The organism is Pseudoruegeria aquimaris, from assembly GCF_900172235.1.
GTDB lineage: Bacteria > Pseudomonadota > Alphaproteobacteria > Rhodobacterales > Rhodobacteraceae > Pseudoruegeria > Pseudoruegeria aquimaris.
Window position 1 is genome coordinate 39,147 of the sequence record NZ_FWFQ01000007.1, and the last position, 18,456, is coordinate 57,602.

Sequence of the window (18,456 nt, forward strand, 5' to 3'; positions counted from 1 at the left end):
CTGGGGTCACTCGATCGAGCGGATCAATTTGCGTTCCAGCACCCGCAGCACGGTTTTCAGGTCGTGGCCCCGCTTCAGAACCAGCCCGTCCATGCCCACCACCGCGTAGAGCCCCTGGCGGTGGCGCAGCTTCGGGCGTTTCTCGATCCGGTAGATCGGGTTCTCCGCCGTGCGCCTGAATACGGAGAACACCGCCACGTCTCGCAGCGACGAGATGCCGTAGTCCCGCCATTCCCCAGCGGCAACGAAGCGGCCGTAGAGCCCGAGGATGAGACCAAGTTCCTTGCGGTCGAAGGCCACGCGGTCGGGCTGTCCGATGGAAGGGGCGCGCGGGGGGCCGGGCTCGATGTTCATGGATCAACGGTGACGAAGCCCCGCCCAAAAATCAAGCCTGCCCAGCCTTTGCCGCGAAAACACCCGCAAAACTCCCCGCGCCCGACCGCCCTTCGCCCTGACGAAGGGTTAGCTTGAGGGACAAGCGTTACCTGTTGCCCGGTTCCATGGTTTTCTTGCCCCCACCCGTCCCATGAACCGGCGGTGCGCCACTTGGCCCCGTCCTGACGTGACGGGGCCGATTTTTTTCTCGTTTGCGGCAGGAAGCTTGGGTAGACTCGGACCGAAGAGCCCACCAAGGAGCAGCGCACATGGGACACAACCTCGCCACGGCCCTTGCAGGGATCGCTATCCTGGCAAGCGGGCTTTCCGCCTGTTCGACCGTTTCGACGGAAAGGGTGCCCTCCTACGACACGGCGGACCTGGTGCTCGTACGCGGGTTCCGCGCCGAAGGAGATCCGTGCAAGGTGACGGGCGAAACAGCCTATACCAACCAGTTCCTCGACGACTCGGCCACGCTCGTCAGCTGCCCGGCCACCTACAGCGGGCTTGCTGCCTTCGTGCAGGAGACCGGCGCGCGCCGCGTGGGGCAGCGCGGGGATTTCCTGCTCTACAGCGTGCCCCGGCGCTGATCCGGCTCAGCCGGCCAGCCTGTCGCGGAAGGCGCGCACAACGGCGCGGTAGATGTCCTTCTTGAAAGGCACGATGCTGTCGATCATCTCTTCCGGCCCGATCCACCGCCACGCCGAGAACTCGGGGTGCTCGGTGTCGATCCGGATGTCGGCATCGCTGCCCTTGAACCGCAGCAGGAACCAAAGCTGCTTCTGCCCGCGGTAGCGCCCTTTCCAGACGCGCGGCACCAGCTCGTGCGGCAGATCGTAGGTGAGCCAGTCCGGCGTGCGGGCTTCGATCTCCACCAGATCGGCCGACACCCCTGTTTCTTCCCGAAGCTCGCGCAGGGCGGCGGCCTCAGGGTCTTCGCCGGGATCGATCCCGCCCTGTGGCATCTGCCAGGCGGGGGTTTCGCTGTCGATCCTCTGGCCCGCGAAGATCAGGCCTTGGGCATTCACCAGCATCACGCCGACGCAGGGGCGATAGGGCAGTTTCTCGATCTCTTCCGGGGTCATTCCTGGGCCTTCTCGTGCGCAAAACAGGGTTGAAAATGCATCGGGCCGGGAAGATCCCGGCCCGCGTGTCAGAGGTGCAGAGGGTTACTGCGCCGGGCCAAGGGCGGAGAGGCCCTTGAGGATGTCGATCGCATAGGCGAGCTGGTAATCCTCCTCGCGCAGCTTGGCGGTTTCCTCGACCTTGCGCTCCTCTTCTTCGAGCTGCTTGCGCTCGTCCTCGGAGATGGAGTCGTTCTTGAGGCTGCCGCGCAGATCGGCCTCGGAGCGGCTGAAGTCCGCCTCCGAACGGGGCTCGTCCTCTTCCGGCTCGGGCCGGCGGCGCGGCTGCTCCACGATGATGTCGGGTGCCACGCCGAGGGCCTGGATCGAGCGGCCGGAAGGCGTGTAGTAGCGTGCCGTGGTCAGGCGCATGGCGCCATCCCCGCGCAGCGGCATGACTGTCTGCACCGACCCTTTGCCGAAGCTCTTCGTGCCCACGACGATGGCGCGGCGGTGATCCTGAAGGGCACCGGCAACGATCTCGGACGCGGAAGCGGAGCCGCCGTTGATGAGCACGACGACAGGCTTGCCCTGCGCGAGATCGCCTTCGGTGGCGTTGAACCGCTCACCGTCTTCCGGGTTGCGGCCACGGGTCGAGACGATCTCCCCCTTGTCGAGGAAGGCATCGGACACCTTGATGGCCTGTGTTAGCAGCCCGCCCGGGTTGTTGCGCAGGTCGATGACGAAGCCGTTGACGTTCTCGATGCCGCCCAGTTCCGCGACCTTCTCGTTCAGCTCCTCTTCGAGGTTCGGGTAGGTCTGATCGTTGAAGGTCGTGATGCGCAGCACCACGGTGTCGCCCTGCACGCGCGAGCGCACGGCGGTCAGCTTGATCGTGTCGCGGATGATCGAAACGTCGAAGGGCTCGTCCTCGCCTTCGCGCACGATGGTGACGATGATCTCGGACCCCACGGGCCCGCGCATCAGCTCCACCGCTTCGTCCAGCGTCAGGCCGAGGATGCTTTCACCGTCGACGTGGGTGATGTAGTCGCCGGCTTCGATCCCGGCCTCGAAGGCCGGCGTGTCGTCCATCGGGGAGACGACCTTCACGAAGCCCTCTTCCTGGGTGACCTCGATGCCGAGGCCGCCGAATTCGCCGCGCGTCTGCACGCGCATGTCGTCGAAATCCTCGGGGGCGAGGTAGCTGGAGTGCGGGTCGAGCGACGTCAGCATGCCGTTGATGGCGGCCCGGATCAGCTCGCGCTCGTCCACTTCCTCCACGTATTGCGCGCGGACGCGCTCGAAGATGTTGCCGAAGAGATCGAGCTGCTCGTAGACCGACGCTTTCGCCTCCGCTTCCTGCGCGATCAGCGGGCCAGCCACCTGCGTGCTGACGATCGCCCCGGCGAGGGTGCCGCCCAGGGCGGCCATCACGAGTTTCTTCATCGCTTCCTATTCCTTGTTCACGGCGAACCACGCGGCGGGGTCCGTGGGCTCCTGCCCTATCCTCAACTCAATATAAAGCGTTTCTGACTGCGCTGCGCCACCACCTTGAACGCTTTCCACCAAAAACTCTTCGGCCTCGGGCGCCGCGCCGCCCATCATGCCCACCGGCGTTCCCGCCGGCACGACATCTCCGACCTCACCATAGACCGACTCAAGCCCCGCCAGAACCAGCAGGTGGTTCTCCGCTGGCTCAAGGATCATCACGTTTCCGTAGTCCAGAAGCGGCCCACGATAGCGAATGGTAGCGGGCCAGGGCGCCTTGACCAGAGCCAGCGGGCGGGTGGCGATCACGAGGCCGGGGCGCGAGATGCCGCTGGCGTCGGCTTCGCCGAAGCGGCGCAGCACGGTGCCGTCGGCCGGCAGGGGCAGCTGGCCCTTGGCTTCCGGAAACGTGCTGCCCTCCGGCGCGGAGCCCGGACCGTCAACGAGCCTGAGCCCGGTGGCGAAGCCTTCGAGCGTCTCGGCGTTGTCGGCCAGTTCCCGCAGCTGGTGGGGATCGGAGGCGTAGCGCTTGGGGAGATCGCTGCGCTCGGAGATGGCCTTGGAGAGCGACGTCCGAGCCTCCTGGATGCCGTGAAGCCCCTCGGCCAGATCATCCTTGGCGCTCTCCTGGAGGGTGCGCAGAAGCGTGACTTCCTCGAGTTGCCGGCGCAGCGCCTCGGCTTCCGCCTGCAGCGCGGGCGCGAGGGCCGAGATCATCATGCCCGAGCGCGCGGTTCCCAGCGGGCCGGAGGGGTGCATCAGGTGCAGCGCCACCGGGCCGTTCTGAAGCGTGCCGAGTGCGGCGAGCAGCCGTGAGACCTCTTCGCTGCGCAATTGCCAATCGGTGCGGATCTCCTGCTCGCGCAGGGAAGAGGCGCGCAGCCCCTCGCGCAGGGCTTCGAGACCCTCCTCATAGGCATGAATCGTCTCTGTAAGGGCGGAAACGCGATCTCTTGCGCCGCGGGCCTGTTCCAGCCGCGTGGTGGCTGCCGCCAGTTGCTGGGCCGCCTTGCGCGCGCTCAGGGCGGGGTCCGTCTCGGCGTGGGAGGGGGCCAGGGCCAGCAATGCGATGGCCGCGCCAACGGCCAGGGCGGAAGTCCGGATGCGCAGCGGGCGGATCATCGCAGGATCAGGCTCTCCCCGGTCATCTCCGGTGGCTTGGGGAGGCCCATCAGATCGAGGACCGTCGGCGCCAGATCGGCGAGGCGGCCTTCACGCAGCGATACGCCGGCCGGGCCGCCGACGAGGGCAACGGGCACGGGATTCAGCGTGTGCGCCGTGTGGGGGCCGCCTGTTTCCGGATCCACCATCATTTCGCAGTTGCCGTGGTCGGCGGTCACGATCATCGCGCCGCCGGCGGCTTCGATGGCGGCCACGACACGGCCCAAGCCGGCGTCCACCGCCTCGCAGGCCTTGATCGCGGCGGCCAGATCGCCGGTGTGTCCCACCATGTCGGGGTTTGCGTAGTTGGTGACGATCAGATCATAGCCCTTTTCGATGGCTTCCACGAACTTGTCCGTTACTTCGCCGGCGCTCATCTCGGGTTGCAGATCGTAGGTCGCCACCTTGGGCGACTTCGGCATGAAGCGGTCCTCGCCGGGTTCGGGCGTTTCCTTGCCGCCGTTCAGGAAGAAGGTCACGTGCGGGTATTTCTCGGTTTCCGCGAGGCGGAACTGCGTCTTTCCCTGCTTTGCGACCCATTCGCCGAGGGTGTTGACAATCTCGCGCTTGGGGAAAAGCGTCTGCATGTAGCTGTTGTGGCGATCGGAGTATTCGACCATGCCGCAGACGGCGCCCCAGTTCGGGCGCGCGGAGGCATCGAATTCGGCGAATTCCGGATCCGCCAGCGCCGCGAGGATCTCGCGGGCGCGGTCGGCCCGGAAGTTGATGAAGAGCAGCCCGTCGCCGTCTTTCGGTTGCTGGTAGGCGGCCAGTCGCGTGGCCTTGATGAACTCGTCCGTCTCGCCGCGTGCCCAGGCCTCGGAAATCGCCGAAAGGGCCGTGTCAGAGACGTTTCCGGTCCCGGACACCACCACGTCGAAGGCTTCCTTGACGCGCTCCCACCGGTTGTCGCGGTCCATCGCGAAGTAGCGGCCCACGAGGCTGCCGATCCGCGCGCCTTCGGGCAGGGCGGCTTCGAACTCCGCCACCTGCGCATCGGCGGATTGGGGCGCCACGTCGCGGCCGTCGGTGATGGCGTGGATCTGGACCGGCACGCCGGCGGCGGCAATGGCCTTGGCGGCCTCGACGAGATGGGCCTGGTGGCTGTGGACCCCGCCGGGCGAGACGAGCCCCATGAGCTGGGCGGTGCCGCCGTTGGCCTTCAGCGTGGCGATGAACTGCTGAAGCGTTTCGTTGCTGGCGAAGCTTCCGTCTTCGATGGCGAGATCGATCTGGCCGAGATCCATCGCGACGACGCGCCCGGCGCCGATGTTGGTGTGCCCGACCTCGGAATTGCCCATCTGGCCGGTGGGCAGCCCGGCGTCCGGACCGTGGGTGGTGAGGATGTTGTGGGGGCAGCGCGCCATGATCGAGTCGAAGGTTGGCGTCTGCGCCAATGCCGGTGCGTTGGCGGTGGTGTCTTCCCGCTGGCCCCAGCCATCGAGAATGCACAGAACAACGGGTTTCGGGGTGGTCATGGGTGCCTCGCCTCACTGCTACGCAGCGGTTTTACGGGCCTCGCCCCGGCAGGGCAAGGCGAGGCTGGGGCGGCAGCCAAGATTTGCTTGACGCGTGATCGCTTTGCGGGCGTTCTGGCGGCCATGACACGTGAATTCACCCTCCGCAGAGCCGTTCGGGGCGATTATCCCGCGATCGCCCGTCTGCAGACCGAAAGCTGGCGCACCGCCTATGCCGGGCTGCTGGACGCTGCCTACATCAACGGCCGGATGGCGGCCGATCTTCAAGCCTTTTGGGCAGAGCAGACGCAGGGCGGGCTCCGCTTCCAGATCGTCGCGGAGGGCGCAGACGGTGGCCTTCTGGGCTTCGTGGCGCTCCTTCCCAAGGCGGACGGACCCTATGTCGACAATCTCCACGTTTTGCCGGCGGCCAAGGGGCGGGGCCTCGGGCGGGCGCTGATGGCGCGGGCGGCCAAGGAGTTGATCGAACTCGGCGAAAACAGTGTCTATCTCACCGTGATCGCGGCAAATGAACCGGCCATCGCTTTCTACGAGTCGATTGGCGGGCAGGCCTCGGGCCCGTTCGCCGATGCCGTCTTCGATCAGCAGGTCAGCGCCTACCGCTACGACTGGACAGATCTGCCAGCACTTGCGGCGCAGGCCGGCTGACCCGCCTCAGCGCAGGTATTTCATCAGTTCCTTGGAGGGGTAGCCGTCGGGCGTGATCCCGATCGAGGATTGGTAGGCCCGGATCGCGTTCACCGTGTTGGGGCCGATGATGCCGTCGATCTTGTCGTTCAGGAAGCCGGCGCGCCGCAGGCGGCGTTGCATCTCTTTCTTCTCGTTGAACGAAAGCGGTTGGTAGCCGCGCGGCCAGCTCGCCTGGATTTCCGGGCCACCGGTGATCCTGTCCGACAGGTGCCCGACACCGATCACGTAGGCATCGGCCTTGTTGTAGCGCTCGATCACGGAGAAGTTCTTGAAGATCATGAAGGCTGCGCCGCTCGCCCCCGCCGGCAGCAGGATCGAGGCCGAACCGTAGTTGGGCACCGGCTTGCCGTCCACGCCGACGACGCCGAGCTTGGCCCAGTCCGACGGCATCTTGAGCGTCTTGCGGTTGGCGAGCCCGTAGTTGAAGCCGCGCGGCAGGCGCACTTCCTTGCCCCAGGGCTGACCCTTGATCCAGCCGGATCGCTTCAGGTAGGCGGCCGTGGAGGCCAGCGCGTCCGTGGGATCGTCGCTCCAGATGTCGCGCTTGCCGTCGCCGGTGAAATCCACCGCGAAGGCGAGGTAGGAGGTGGGGATGAACTGGGTGTGGCCCATCGCCCCGGCCCAGCTGCCCTTCATGTTGCGCGGGCTGGTATCGCCGGACTGGATGATCTTCAGCGCCGCGATCAGCTGGCTTTCGAAGAATTTTCCCCGGCGCCCGTCGAAGGCCAGCGTCGCGAGGCTCTCGATGACGGGAAGATCGCCACGGTGTTCCCCGTAGGCGCTTTCTAGGCCCCAGATGGCGACGACGACATCCCTGTCCACGCCATAGGTGGCCTCGATCTTCTTCAGCGTGCGGTCGTATTTCCGCAGGGCCGCCTTGCCGTTCTTCACCCGCGTCGGGGACGCGGCGCTGTCGAGGTAATCCCAGATCTGCTTGGTGAACTCGGATTGGTTGCGATCTTTCGCGATGACGGAGGTGTTGTATTCCACACCCTTGAAGGCGCGGTCGAGCGTGGCGCGGCTGATGCCCTGCGCCTGAGCGCGCCCGTAGAAGGACTGGATCCAGCGCTGGAATGCCAGGTTCGAGGTATGGGCCTGTGCCAGAACGATCTCTCCGCGCGCCGTGGGCCTCAGCGATCGCTCAAGGCCGGTGTCAGAATGGGATTGAACCGCACGTTGCACGGGCCGCAGGGAAGATTCAACCGCACCGCTGGCTGCGAAGGCGGCCGGCCCGGTGAGGCAAAGGCTGGCCCCGAGAAGGGCCGCGGAAACTCTGGAAATAGGCATCTGCTCAACACTCGTTTTTTCGAATGCTAGCCCGAATCCGCCAATGTTCAAAGGGCTTCGGCGGCCATCGACGGCGGGTTTGCGCCGATGGCTGCGGAGTGGTTGATAAGGCAGGAGAAATTAGCCCCGCCTTTTGCGGGTGACCTTGCGGGCCGTCTTCTTTCCCTTGACGCGGGATTTCGCGAGCTTCCGTTTCGGGCTGCCTTTGCCCCGGCGGGGGCCGCCGGAGCGCGGCAGCGGGGTATCCTCCACGCTGAGCAGTTCGAGGATGAGCCCGCCGGTGAGCGGATCCGTCTCCGAAAGGCGCACGGTCACGCTCTGGCCGAGGGCGAGGGTCAGGCCGGAGTGCTCGCCGGTCAGGGTCTGTGCGTCCGCGTCGAAATGGAAGAACTCCCGGCCGAGGGTGCGCACCGGGATCAGGCCGTCGGCCCCGGTCTCTTCCAGACGTGCGAAGGCACCGAACTTGGCGATGCCCGAGATCCGGGCGGCGAATTCATTGCCCATCCGCTCTGACAGATAGGCCGCGAGGTAGCGGTCCGTTGTGTCTCGCTCCGCGACCATCGAACGGCGCTCGGTGTCCGAGATCAGCTTCGCCGTGTCTTCGAGGTTCTCGATGTCCCAGTCCGAAAGGCCGTCCTTGCCCCAACGGTGGGCGGAAATCAGCGCGCGGTGCACGATCAGGTCCGAGTAGCGGCGGATCGGCGAAGTGAAATGGGCGTAGTTGCGCAGGGCGAGGCCGAAATGCCCGAAGTTCTCGGGGCTGTAATAGGCCTGCGTCATGGAGCGCAGCGTGGCCATGTTGATCTGTTCCGCGTTCTCCGTTCCCGCTGCGGCCTTCAGCAGCGCGTTCAGGTGGCGCGTGCGCAGCACCTGCCCCTTGGCGAGCGTCAGCCCCGAGGCTTCGGCGACATCGCGCAGCGACTCGAGCTTGTCCGGGTTCGGTTCTTCGTGCACGCGGAAGAGCAGCGGGCTTTTCTTCGCGATCAGTTCCTCGGCGGCGCAGACGTTGGCCAGCACCATGAACTCCTCGATCAGCCGGTGTGCATCCAACCGCTCGCGGAAGGCCACGGAGGTGACTTTTCCGTCCTCATCCAGTTCGATCCGCCGTTCCGGCAGGTCCAGATCAAGCGGCTGGCGCGTTTCGCGCGCGTGTTTCGTGGCGCGGTAGGCGGCATAAAGCGGCTCTATCACGGCGGAAAGCCACGGTTGCGTCCGATCGTTCGGCGCGCCGTCCACGGCGGCCTGAACCTCCCCGTAATGGAGCGAGGCCTTGGATTGCATCATCGCACGGGTGAAGCGGTGGGCGATCTTCGCGCCCTGGGCATCCAGCACCATGCGCACTGCGATCACCGGGCGCGCCACGCCTTCGTGCAGGGAGCAGAGATCGCCCGACAGCCTGTCGGGCAGCATCGGCACGACGCGATCGGGGAAATAGGTGGAATTGCCCCGCTTGCGCGCTTCGCGGTCCAGCTCGGAGCCCGGTGTCACGTAGTGTGCCACATCGGCGATCGCGACCCATACGACATGGCCGCCCGGGTTCTTCGGGTCATCGTCGGCATGGGCGTAGACGGCATCGTCGTGGTCACGGGCATCTGCCGGATCGATGGTGATCAAGGGGAGATCGCGCAGATCCTCCCGCTTGCCGAGCGGGGCGGGCTTGGCCTTGTCGGCCTCGGCGATCACCGCGTCGGGAAACTGGTCCGGGATGCCGTGCTGGTGGATGGCGATGAGCGAGACGGCCCTCGGCGCGCTCGGATCACCTAGGCGGCTCACGATCCGGGCGCTGGGCAGGCCGAGGCGGCCCTTGGGGCCAGCCTGTTCGGCCTCCACCAATTCACCGTCCTTCGCGCCGTGGGCGGCCGACTCCGCGACCCGCCATTCCTTGTCCTGGCCCTTGTCGATGGGCACGATCCGCCCGCCTTCGTGCCCCTTGCGGTAGATGCCGAGAATGCGCAGGGGATTGTGACCGATCTTGCGGATCAGGCGGGCTTCGTACTCATGGCTTTCACCGGAGACTTTCGTCAGCCGGGCCAGCACACGATCCCCGGCGCCGAGCGCGGGATCGCTGGCCTTCGTCACCACGAGAATCACGGGCGCCTTGCCTTCCCCCTGCCATTCCAGCGGCTTGGCGAAGAGATCGCCGTCTGCGTCGGGGGCGAGGATCTGCAACACGCTCACGGGCGGCAGCCCTTCCGGATCGCGGTAGGTTTTCCGGCGTTTCCGGAGGTGGCCGTCGGCCTCCAGCTCTTTCAGGACTTTCTTGAGTTCGATGCGCGCAGCGCCCTTGATGCCGAAGGCGCGGGCGATATCGCGTTTGGAGGTGAGGGTCGGGTTCTCGGAGATCCAATTCAGGATCTCTTCCCTGGAAGGAATACGGGTCATGAGTCCGCCCTATCACGCGCGCCGCGGCGCGTCATGCAGATATGCGTTCGAGATCGGCAAGCGTATCCACGTCCTCGAGCGTGTCCACTAAGGCGACACGGCCTGTGCCCAGCGATGCCAGCGTATCCTGAAGCGCGTGCTCCGTTGACCAGCGCACCCCCGAAAACAGGCTCTGTTTCGGCGCAAACGTGCGTTTCAGGCCAATCAACCAATAGCCGCCATCGGGCGCCGGGCCGAGGACGGCCTCGTGGCGGCCGAGCGCCTCGAAGGCCTTGGCGACATGCGCGGGTGCAATTCCTGGTATGTCCCCGCCGATGATCACGACAGGACCCGGCGGCAGGCCGCGGAACAGGCGGCCCATGCGATCGCCCAGATCGCCGCCCCCTTGCGGCACGCGCGGCAGGTGGTGCGGCCAGACGCGGCTCCTGAGCCCCTCTGCGTCGGGTGCCACCGCGAGCACGAGATCCCAGCGCGGATCTTCGAGCCGGCGCAGAAGGCGCGAAAGCTGGTGGCGGAACCACCAGGCCGCGCCCACCATGCCGAGATCCCGGCCCAGCCGCGTCTTGACCCGGCCCGGGCGGGGCTCCTTCACCATCACCACGAGGCGCGGTCGGCGCACCGCTGGGATCACAGCGGCATGTCCATGTCGTAATGGGGGATGCCGGCGTCCATGTATTCCGGCCCGCAGACGGAGAAGCCCAGCTTCTCGTAGAAGCCCACGGCATGGGCCTGCGCCCCCAGTTTCGCACGGGTCAGGCCATCGGTCGCCTTCAGGATCTCGACGGAATGCCGGATCAGATCCGCCCCGAGCCCGGTGCCGCGGTGCTCCTTCAGCACGCAGACGCGGCCAATCTTGCCAGTTTCCCCGGCGAAGAGCAGCCGGGCGGTGCCTGCCGGCGCGCCGGTCTCGTCCGTGGCGAGCAGGTGCACGGCCACGTCGTCCAGATCGTCCATCTCGATGTCTTCAGGGACATTCTGTTCGTCGATGAAGACGGCCCGGCGCAGGGCCAGGCAGGCGTCGATGTCGTCTGTGCGGGTGATGGTGTAACTCATGCGAAATAGTCTCTGAGTATGCGCGAATAGATCGATTTCAGCGCGGTGATTTGCGCCACGGGAACGCGCTCGTCCACCTGGTGCATCGTCTTGCCGACGAGGCCGAACTCGACGACGGGGCAGTGATCCTTGACGAAGCGCGCATCCGATGTCCCGCCCGAGGTGGACATCTCGGGCACCCGGCCGGTTTCGGCTTCGACGGCGGCCGCCACGAGCGAGGAGAGCGGGCCGGGGGGGGTCAGGAAGCTTTCCCCCGAAACCTGAACCCGCATGGCGATCTCCACGCCGGTGGCGGCCTGCACGGCATCGGCCTCGCTGCGCAGCCACGCGGTGAGCGATTCCGAGGAATGCGCGTCGTTGAAGCGGATGTTGACGGTGGCGCGGCACTCCGCGGGGATCACGTTGTTGGCCGGGTTCCCGGTGTCGAAGGTGGTGACCGCCAGGGTGGAGGGGTCGAAATGGGCGGTGCCGCGGTCAAGCTCGTGTGTGGCCAGCCTGTCCACCAGCCGCGCCAGCGCCGGAACCGGGTTCTTCGCCCTGTGGGGGTAGGCGGAATGGCCCTGGATGCCGGTGGCGGTGAAATAGGCCGTCATGCTGCCGCGGCGGCCGATCTTCATCATCTCGCCCATCTCGTTCGGGCAGGTCGGCTCGCCCACGAGGCAGGCGCTCATGGCTTCACCGTTCGCGGCCATCCAGTCCAGCAGCGCCAGCGTGCCGTGCTGCGCGTCACCCTCCTCGTCGCCGGTGATGGCGAGGATCACGGCGCCGTCGGGCGGGGTCTGCCGCACGAAATCGACGGCCGCGGCGGCGAAGGCGGCAACGCCGGATTTCATGTCGGTCGCACCCCGGCCCCACAGCTGCCCGTCGCGGATCTCCGCGCCGAACGGGTCCGCCGTCCAGGAGGCGAGATCCCCCACCGGCACCACGTCGGTGTGGCCGTTGAATCCGAAGGTTCTTGCGTGGCCCTTCGCCCCCCAGCGGGCAAAGAGATTGGCGATGCCGCCGCGATCCACGCGCCGGCAGTCAAAGCCGGCGCTTTCCAGAAGCGCCTGCAGCAGCCGGAGCGCGCCGCCTTCCTCGGGCGTCACGGAGGGGCAACGGATCAGATCGGCGGTCAGGGCGACCGGATCGACAGGCTCTTGCATGGGGCTTCTCCTTCTTCGCGCAACGGGGATAATGGCTCTCCCCCGCATTCGCAACGCGCGAATATGTGACCCGGCTGCACCAATCCTGCCTGACGCGTGCGGAAGGCGATTAGTTTTTTCTTAACTACGAAAGGGATTTATGCTGCTATCATCGCACAAAGAGACCTGAGGCAGGGCAAGCGCAGGCAGCACGGGCAAAAACTCCGGCGCCACGCAGTGAACGAGAAGCAAGAGAGCGCGCATCGCAAAGCGTGCCACGAGCAGCGTTTGCGCTGCCCCGCATGAGGCAAGGGGCAGGCATGGTCACGATAAACAACAGCGCCACTGCGGAGCAGATGGCGCAGGCGATCCTCGGCGACGGCGTGCAGATCGTCGGGGCCAGCTACACGGGGGACAACCGGGCTTCGGGTATCTACTCCGATGCCGACAGCCTCGCACCGGGCGTGGCGCCCTCCGATACCGGGGTGATCCTTTCCACGGGGCAGGTGAACCAGTTCATCGGGCTGGATTCCAACCCGAACGATTCCGGGTCCACGACGTCCGGGTCACGCGGGCCGAACAACGAGGCGGGTTTCAACGCCATCGCCGGCACCAGCACCTACGACGCCGCCTTCATCGACATCGATTTCACCTCCGACAACGATCTGCTCACCATGCAGTTCGTCTTCTCGTCCGAGGAATATCCCGAATACGTCAACTCCATCTACAACGACATCGTGGGGGTCTGGATCAACGGTGCGCAGGTGCCGCTTGAGGTGGGCAACGGCCAGACGAACATCGGCAACGTCAACGAGCAGAACAACTTCAACCTCTACGTCGACAACACCAACGATGACTACAACACGGAGATGGACGGCTTCACGGTGACACTCACCCTGACGATGCCGGTGGATACGGAGGGCGTGAACTCCATCCGCATCGGGATCGCGGACGTGGGCGACAACCGCTACGACTCCAACCTTCTGATCGCCGGAAACAGTCTCCAATCCGCCCTGATCGCGACCTCCGACACCGAGACGATGGGGGTCAACAGCTCCAAGACGATCGACGTTCTGGGCAATGACATCAACGGCGGCACCGGGGTGATCCGGATCACCCATATCAACGGAATACAAGTGAACGCCGGCGACTCCGTGCTGCTTGCGACGGGCCAGCGCGTCTGGCTCAATGCCGACGGCACGTTCACCGTGGAAACCGACGGCGACGTGGAGCCGGTCAACTTCACCTACGGGATCGAGAATGACGACGGGGTCACCGACACGGGCTTCGTCACCATCAACACCGTTCCCTGTTTCGTGGCCGGGACGCGGATCCGGACACCCGACGGCGACGTGCCGGTGGAAACGCTCTGCCCGGGCGACCTGGTGGAAGCCCATGACAACGGCCCGCAGCCGGTGCGATGGATCGGTCGGCGCCGGGTGCCGGCCTGCGGGAAACACGCGCCCGTCGTCATCAGGGCCGGGGCGTTCGGCAATCACGGCGAGCTCAAGGTTTCTCCCCAGCACCGGATCCTGCTGCGCGATACGCTGGCGGAGCTTCTGTTCGGCGAGCGCGAGGTGCTCGTGGCGGCGAAGGATCTGGTGAACGACAGATCGATCCGCATCGTCGAGGGCGGGGAGGTGGAATACGTCCATATCCTCTTCGACGAACACCAGGTGATCTATTCGGAGGGGCTGGCGACGGAAAGCTTCCTGCCCGGGCCTCAGACGATGGACAGTTTCGAAGAAGACATCGTTGCCGAACTGGCCTCGATCTTCCCGGAGATCGATCCGGAAACGGGTGCGGGCTACGGCGCGTCCGCGCGGCGCACGCTCAGGAAATTCGAGGCGGCGGTGCTGATGTCCCGGCGGTGGGCGGCCTAGGGGCGGCCGGAACGGGGAATGGGGTGATGCCCGCGTGCGTGGGCGTCGGAATGAAGGCGGAAGAACAAGAATGACATGGCGAGCCCTGATCGATGCCGGCGCGCAGGCCTTCCGCAGCAGCGGAGCGGCGCCCGAAGCTATGGACGCCCGCGGAAGCCTCGTGGTCGAACTGGCGCTCTGCGCGTCGCGCTCGGATGCGTTTACCGCACTGAAGGCCCGCAGCAGGGACGGCGGGTTCGCCCTGCTGCTCACCGTGGATCCGCACGGCGCCGTCCGGCTGGAGCTATCGCAGGGGCGCGACACCCGGATCATGGCCGCGAAGAGCGGCACGGCGCTGTCCCACCGCGCGCTGCGCATCACCTATTCCTGGTGCCTCGAGGAAGGGCTTGGCGTGTTGACGGTCGAGAACCTGCTGGACGGCTGGTTGTCGCAGGCAGAATACCGCGGCCCGCTGGCGATTCCGGCGCGGGTGCTGGCCGGCCCGGCTGCCCGTTCAGGGGGGATCGAGCTTGATTCCGAGGTGGCCTTTGCCGGGATTTCCTCGGAGATGGAGCCGGTGGGCCTTCCGGCCTCGATCGCTGAGGGCGCGCCCGTTCTGACCGAGACCGGCCCGCGCCCGATCGAAAGCCTGAGGCCGGGCGATCTGGTGCAGACGCGTGACAACGGGCTGCAGCCGGTGCGCTGGGTGGTGAAGCGCAGGGTGCCGGCCGTCGGCGGCTTCCGCCCCGTCCGGCTGTGCGCGCCCTTCTTCGGGCTGACGCGCGACCTTCTGCTCGGCCCGGATCAAAGAGTGCTCGTCGAGGGCGCTTCCGTCGAATACCTGTTCGGCGAGGAGGAGATGTTCGTCGAGGCCCGCCATCTGGTGGACGGCCGTGCGGCAATGGAAGAGGGTGCCGCGCGCATGGTCACCTACTACCAGCTCCTGCTCGACAACCATGAGATCATCTCCGTCGGCGGGCTGGAGCTTGAAAGCCTCTTCATCGGCGATCTCTGCGATGACCCGGCGCTGCTGCGCACAACTTTGCTTGCAGACCTCGCCCCTGATCGACTACCACGCCACGCACGCGTCGCGCGCCCGCAGTTGCGCGCCTACGAGGCCCCGACCCTGCGCAACGCGTTGAACGCGTGATGCGGCAGGTTGGGCAAAGAGGGATGAGAGACTTCGGATGATCCGCTTGCTGGGCATCTTGTTGCTGGCGCTGCTTCCGCTCGCCACGCAGGCCACCGCGCAGGATCTGCGCGTGGCCACGGTGACGCGGCCACCGTTTTCCATGGTGGAGAACGGCGTGGATACCGGTTTCAGCCTCGATCTCTGGGCCGCGCTCATGGAAGAGATGGAGCAGAGCTACGAGGTGGTGCGCGTCGAGGAATTCCAGGAGATGCTGGACCTCGTGCAGAGCGGCGAGGTGGATGCCGCCGTGGCCAACATCTCGATCACCGCCAGCCGCGAGATGATCATGGATTACTCGCAGCCGATCTTCGAATCCGGCCTTCAGGTGATGGTGCCGGCCTCGGGGCAGGCGGATTTCTCGATCTGGAACGCCATCCTGTCACGCGACCTTCTGATCGCCGTCGCCATGGCCTTCGGCCTGCTGCTCGGCGGCGGCATGTTGATGTGGCTGTTCGAGCGCCGCGCGCAGCCCTATTTCGACCGCCCCGCAAAGGAGGCGCTTTTTCCCTCCTTCTGGTGGGCGCTGAACCTCGTCGTGAACGGTGGCTTCGAAGAGCGGATGCCGCGCACCTTCTTCGGGCGCATTTTCGGCGTTTTCCTCGTGGTTTCGTCTCTGTTCATCGTCTCCATCTTCGTCGCCAACATCACCGCCGTGATGACGGTGAAGGCGATCCAGAGCTCGGTGAACTCGATCTCGGATCTGGAGGGAAAACTCGTGGGCACAACGGCAGGCTCCACCGCGAGCGTGTTCCTCGCCGGGCGCGACATTCGGTTCGAGGGCTACGAGGATCTCGAGAGCCTGCTGGCCGCCTTCGAGGCGGGGGATCTCGACGCCGTCGTCTTCGATGCGCCGATCCTGGCCTATTACGTGAACACCCGGGGGCGCAAACTTGGTGAACTGAAGGGCAGCGTGTTCCTGCGGGAGGATTATGGCATCGCCTTCCCGACAAACAGCCCGCTGGCAGAGCCGGTGAACCAGGCCCTGCTGCGGCTCAAGGAAAACGGCACCTACGACGATCTCAGCCGCAAGTGGTTCGGCCGGGTCAACTGAGGCCCGCTCAGCCCCTGGCCTCGTCGTAGAAGGGCGTCATTTGTGCCACGATCACGCTGTTTTCCTCCAGCGCCCGCGCCATCAGGGCCTGTTCTTCCTCGGGGATGTCGTGGCCCTCGGCCAGGCGCTCTTCGAGCGTGCCGTAGCCGCTGATTTCCAGCGGCGCGAGATCGGCCTGCTTCAGGATCGCCACGGTTTCGCGCACGGCCTCGGCTTCGTCCACGCCGGAGGCATAGCACACCAGCGCCGCGCCTGTGGCGCCCTTCGGGAGGCCGTCGCCCTCCTTGCGGCCCACTTCCACGAGGAGCGTGAAGACCTGCTGCCGGGACGGCTTCTTCTGTTTCTTCTCGGTGTTCATGCGTTCGCCCCTATCGGCTGGCGCGGGGCGGGTCAACCGGGCAGTCGGCCCGGCCGGATTGATCCGAATGGATAGGGCAGCCCCTACCCGAACGAATTTGACTCATACTTTCGGGAAAACCCTATCCCGAAGCCCGGATCGTTTTAGCCTTCGTTAGGCGTATGCCCTCTAGCGTGTCCTTTAACGCGTGAATGAGGTTTCGCCGTGGTTACCGCTTCTGAACTGAACATCGATACGAACGCCACCGCCGATGCCATGGCCGAGGCCATGTTCGGATCCGGCATCCAGATCGTTGACGCCAGCTACACGGGCGCGCAGGGCGCCTCCGGCATCTACTCCGGGGGGGACGCCACGGCGCCCCTGCTCACGCCGTCGGACACCGGCGTCATCCTGTCCACCGGCCGGGCGACGGACGTGACGAACAGCTCCGGCGATGCCAATGCCTCGAGCGGCACCACCACAAGCTGGGGCCTCGGCGGGGATGCGGATCTGAACGAAATCGCCGGCGCCCAGACGTTCGATGCCGCGATCTTCGAAGCCACCTTCATCCCGCAGGGCGATGTTCTGACAATGCAGGTCGTCTTCTCGTCGGAGGAGTATCTGGAATACGTGAATTCCGGCTTCAACGATGCGGTGGGGATCTGGGTGAACGGCCAGAAGGCCGAGCTCACCGTCGGCGACGGTGACATCACGATCAACAACATCAATGATCAGAGCAACCAGAGCCTCTACATCGACAACCCCGCCGGCTCCGATCCCGTCAACACCGAGATGGACGGGCTGACCGTCACGCTCACGTTGAAGGCCAACGTGAACGCCGGGGATCAGAACACGATCAAGATCGCCATCGCGGACGGGGGCGATTCCGCCTATGACAGCAACCTCCTGATCGCGGGGGACAGCATCCAGACGGCGCTTGTCGCCGGTGACGACGCCTACCAGCTCGACAACGTGCAACCCAAGACCGTGGACCTGCTGGCGAATGACTCTTCCACGGTGCCCGGCACGCTCACGATCACCGCCATCAACGGCACCCCGGTCGTCGCCGGCCAGGAGGTGACGCTCCCGACGGGCGAAAAAATCACGCTCAACGCTGACGGCACCATCACCATCGTTTCGGACGGAGACGAGGGCACGAACCAGTTTTCCTACGAAGTCACGGACGAAGGCGGCAACACCGATACCGCCTTCGTGAGCCTCACCACGGTGCCCTGCTTCGTTGCCGGCAGCCTGATCAAGACGGTGGAGGGCGATGTGCCGGTCGAACGTCTGCGCCCCGGCGATCGCGTGATGACCCGCGATCACGGGCCGCAACCGGTGCGCTGGGTCGGCATCTCCCGCAGGGTGGCGCGCGGCAAGGATGCGCCCGTCGTCTTCGAGGCCGGCGCCCTCGGTTCGCACGAGCGGCTTGCCGTCTCCCCGAACCACCGGATGCTCGTGGTTTCCTCCGATGCGCAACTGCTGTTCGGGGAGCGGGAGGTGCTGGTGAAGGCCAAGCACCTCGTGAACGGGTCCTCCATCCACATCGCGGAGAGCGACGCGCAGATCACCTACGTGCATCTGCTGTTCGACCGGCATGAAATCGTCTGGGCGAATGGCGCGCAGAGCGAAAGCTACCACCCGGGCCGTGAAACCATGGACGGGTTCGATCCGGAGACCCGCGCGGAAATCCTGCGGCTCATGCCCAGCCATGACAGCCTCACGGGCTATGGCTACGGGCCCACGGCGCGGGCTTCGCTGCGCAGCTACGAGGCCCGGCTTCTGACGCGGCATGTGGTGAGCGGTGCGGGGCGCGAAGAACGGCGGCAGGGCAACCAGCACTGAGGTTCCCCGGCCGCTCCGTTCGTGAAGTGGCCGCGAAAATCAGGCTCTGTTGACGCCGGATCGGGCT

17 protein-coding genes are annotated in these 18,456 nt (G+C 65.9%); 6 read left to right on the forward strand and 11 right to left on the reverse strand.

Translation table 11 applies throughout. The features are described from left to right. Positions 1-6 precede the first annotated feature (6 nt). Entirely contained in the window at positions 7-354 is a 348-nt protein-coding gene (locus PSA7680_RS06425) for a DUF2794 domain-containing protein (protein WP_085867846.1), read from the reverse strand. A 290-nt stretch (positions 355-644) separates the two neighbouring features. Here PSA7680_RS06425 and PSA7680_RS06430 point away from each other — a divergent pair, with 290 nt between their 5' ends. Further along, positions 645-965: a hypothetical protein gene (locus PSA7680_RS06430; protein ID WP_085867847.1), complete on the forward strand. Its 321-nt coding sequence runs from the start codon at positions 645-647 to the stop codon at positions 963-965. Between the two features lie 6 nt (positions 966-971). Here the strand turns inward: PSA7680_RS06430 and PSA7680_RS06435 are convergent, their stop codons facing one another. From PSA7680_RS06435 to gpmI, 4 genes are all read right to left on the reverse strand, one after another. Continuing rightward, a complete protein-coding gene (locus tag PSA7680_RS06435; protein WP_085867848.1) occupies positions 972-1,460 on the reverse strand; it encodes an RNA pyrophosphohydrolase in 489 nt (162 codons plus the stop codon). 84 nt (positions 1,461-1,544) lie between these two features. Next, positions 1,545-2,885, reverse strand: coding sequence for a S41 family peptidase (locus PSA7680_RS06440; RefSeq protein ID WP_085867849.1), 1,341 nt, complete (start codon positions 2,883-2,885; stop codon positions 1,545-1,547). 6 nt (positions 2,886-2,891) lie between these two features. Then, entirely contained in the window at positions 2,892-4,049 is a 1,158-nt protein-coding gene (locus PSA7680_RS06445) for a murein hydrolase activator EnvC family protein (RefSeq protein WP_085867850.1), read from the reverse strand. Continuing rightward, entirely contained in the window at positions 4,046-5,566 is a 1,521-nt protein-coding gene (gene gpmI, locus PSA7680_RS06450) for a 2,3-bisphosphoglycerate-independent phosphoglycerate mutase (RefSeq protein WP_085867851.1), read from the reverse strand. The genes PSA7680_RS06445 and gpmI overlap by 4 nt, the downstream gene beginning before the upstream one ends. Before the next feature lie 123 nt (positions 5,567-5,689). Between gpmI and PSA7680_RS06455 the strand changes: the two genes are divergently transcribed. Further along, complete coding sequence (locus PSA7680_RS06455; RefSeq protein WP_139838572.1) at positions 5,690-6,214, forward strand: GNAT family N-acetyltransferase; 525 nt, start codon at positions 5,690-5,692, stop codon at positions 6,212-6,214. Positions 6,215-6,220: 6 nt separating this feature from the next. Here PSA7680_RS06455 and PSA7680_RS06460 read toward each other — a convergent pair whose 3' ends face one another. The 5 genes from PSA7680_RS06460 to dapE form a co-directional block, all read right to left on the reverse strand. Further along, complete coding sequence (locus PSA7680_RS06460; RefSeq protein WP_085867853.1) at positions 6,221-7,543, reverse strand: lytic murein transglycosylase; 1,323 nt, start codon at positions 7,541-7,543, stop codon at positions 6,221-6,223. A 120-nt stretch (positions 7,544-7,663) separates the two neighbouring features. Then, entirely contained in the window at positions 7,664-9,925 is a 2,262-nt protein-coding gene (gene rnr, locus PSA7680_RS06465) for a ribonuclease R (protein WP_085867854.1), read from the reverse strand. A 31-nt stretch (positions 9,926-9,956) separates the two neighbouring features. Beyond that, entirely contained in the window at positions 9,957-10,520 is a 564-nt protein-coding gene (locus PSA7680_RS06470; RefSeq protein WP_139838573.1) for a TIGR04282 family arsenosugar biosynthesis glycosyltransferase, read from the reverse strand. 32 nt (positions 10,521-10,552) lie between these two features. Further along, a complete protein-coding gene (locus PSA7680_RS06475) occupies positions 10,553-10,978 on the reverse strand; it encodes a GNAT family N-acetyltransferase (protein WP_085867855.1) in 426 nt (141 codons plus the stop codon). Further along, entirely contained in the window at positions 10,975-12,123 is a 1,149-nt protein-coding gene (dapE, locus tag PSA7680_RS06480) for a succinyl-diaminopimelate desuccinylase (RefSeq protein WP_085867856.1), read from the reverse strand. Before dapE ends, PSA7680_RS06475 begins: the two co-directional genes overlap by 4 nt. A gap of 299 nt (positions 12,124-12,422) precedes the next feature. On the opposite strand from dapE, the gene PSA7680_RS06485 reads away from it, so the two are divergent. The 3 genes from PSA7680_RS06485 (at position 12,423) to PSA7680_RS06495 (ending at position 16,207) form a co-directional block, all read left to right on the forward strand. Then, positions 12,423-13,985 carry a Hint domain-containing protein gene (locus tag PSA7680_RS06485; protein ID WP_245824491.1) on the forward strand — a complete coding sequence of 521 codons (1,563 nt, stop codon included), beginning with the start codon at positions 12,423-12,425 and terminating at the stop codon, positions 13,983-13,985. A 70-nt stretch (positions 13,986-14,055) separates the two neighbouring features. Next, on the forward strand, positions 14,056-15,114 hold the full coding sequence (locus tag PSA7680_RS06490) for a Hint domain-containing protein (RefSeq protein ID WP_085867858.1): 1,059 nt from the start codon (positions 14,056-14,058) through the stop codon (positions 15,112-15,114). A gap of 37 nt (positions 15,115-15,151) precedes the next feature. Beyond that, complete coding sequence (locus tag PSA7680_RS06495) at positions 15,152-16,207, forward strand: transporter substrate-binding domain-containing protein (protein WP_085867859.1); 1,056 nt, start codon at positions 15,152-15,154, stop codon at positions 16,205-16,207. Positions 16,208-16,214: 7 nt separating this feature from the next. Here PSA7680_RS06495 and PSA7680_RS06500 read toward each other — a convergent pair whose 3' ends face one another. Then, entirely contained in the window at positions 16,215-16,565 is a 351-nt protein-coding gene (locus tag PSA7680_RS06500; RefSeq protein ID WP_085867860.1) for a DUF8846 family protein, read from the reverse strand. 204 nt (positions 16,566-16,769) lie between these two features. On the opposite strand from PSA7680_RS06500, the gene PSA7680_RS06505 reads away from it, so the two are divergent. Continuing rightward, the gene (locus PSA7680_RS06505) at positions 16,770-18,389 is read left to right on the forward strand and encodes a choice-of-anchor L domain-containing protein (protein ID WP_085867861.1); all 1,620 of its coding nucleotides are present in this window, start codon (positions 16,770-16,772) and stop codon (positions 18,387-18,389) included. Positions 18,390-18,456: the final 67 nt, after the last annotated feature.

What these genes read in the sequence shown, in the direction of transcription:
- PSA7680_RS06430 (WP_085867847.1), top strand. Translation starts at nt 645, where the DNA reads ATGGGACACAACCTCGCCACGGCCCTTGCAGGGATCGCTATCCTGGCA.
- PSA7680_RS06435 (WP_085867848.1), bottom strand. Translation starts at nt 1,460, where the DNA reads ATGACCCCGGAAGAGATCGAGAAACTGCCCTATCGCCCCTGCGTCGGC.
- PSA7680_RS06440 (WP_085867849.1), bottom strand. Translation starts at nt 2,885, where the DNA reads ATGAAGAAACTCGTGATGGCCGCCCTGGGCGGCACCCTCGCCGGGGCG.
- rnr (WP_085867854.1), bottom strand. Translation starts at nt 9,925, where the DNA reads ATGACCCGTATTCCTTCCAGGGAAGAGATCCTGAATTGGATCTCCGAG.
- PSA7680_RS06475 (WP_085867855.1), bottom strand. Translation starts at nt 10,978, where the DNA reads ATGAGTTACACCATCACCCGCACAGACGACATCGACGCCTGCCTGGCC.
- PSA7680_RS06425 (WP_085867846.1), bottom strand. Translation starts at nt 354, where the DNA reads ATGAACATCGAGCCCGGCCCCCCGCGCGCCCCTTCCATCGGACAGCCC.
- PSA7680_RS06500 (WP_085867860.1), bottom strand. Translation starts at nt 16,565, where the DNA reads ATGAACACCGAGAAGAAACAGAAGAAGCCGTCCCGGCAGCAGGTCTTC.
- PSA7680_RS06485 (WP_245824491.1), top strand. Translation starts at nt 12,423, where the DNA reads ATGGTCACGATAAACAACAGCGCCACTGCGGAGCAGATGGCGCAGGCG.
- PSA7680_RS06460 (WP_085867853.1), bottom strand. Translation starts at nt 7,543, where the DNA reads ATGCCTATTTCCAGAGTTTCCGCGGCCCTTCTCGGGGCCAGCCTTTGC.
- dapE (WP_085867856.1), bottom strand. Translation starts at nt 12,123, where the DNA reads ATGCAAGAGCCTGTCGATCCGGTCGCCCTGACCGCCGATCTGATCCGT.
- PSA7680_RS06470 (WP_139838573.1), bottom strand. Translation starts at nt 10,520, where the DNA reads ATGGTGAAGGAGCCCCGCCCGGGCCGGGTCAAGACGCGGCTGGGCCGG.
- gpmI (WP_085867851.1), bottom strand. Translation starts at nt 5,566, where the DNA reads ATGACCACCCCGAAACCCGTTGTTCTGTGCATTCTCGATGGCTGGGGC.
- PSA7680_RS06495 (WP_085867859.1), top strand. Translation starts at nt 15,152, where the DNA reads ATGATCCGCTTGCTGGGCATCTTGTTGCTGGCGCTGCTTCCGCTCGCC.
- PSA7680_RS06455 (WP_139838572.1), top strand. Translation starts at nt 5,690, where the DNA reads ATGACACGTGAATTCACCCTCCGCAGAGCCGTTCGGGGCGATTATCCC.
- PSA7680_RS06445 (WP_085867850.1), bottom strand. Translation starts at nt 4,049, where the DNA reads ATGATCCGCCCGCTGCGCATCCGGACTTCCGCCCTGGCCGTTGGCGCG.
- PSA7680_RS06490 (WP_085867858.1), top strand. Translation starts at nt 14,056, where the DNA reads ATGACATGGCGAGCCCTGATCGATGCCGGCGCGCAGGCCTTCCGCAGC.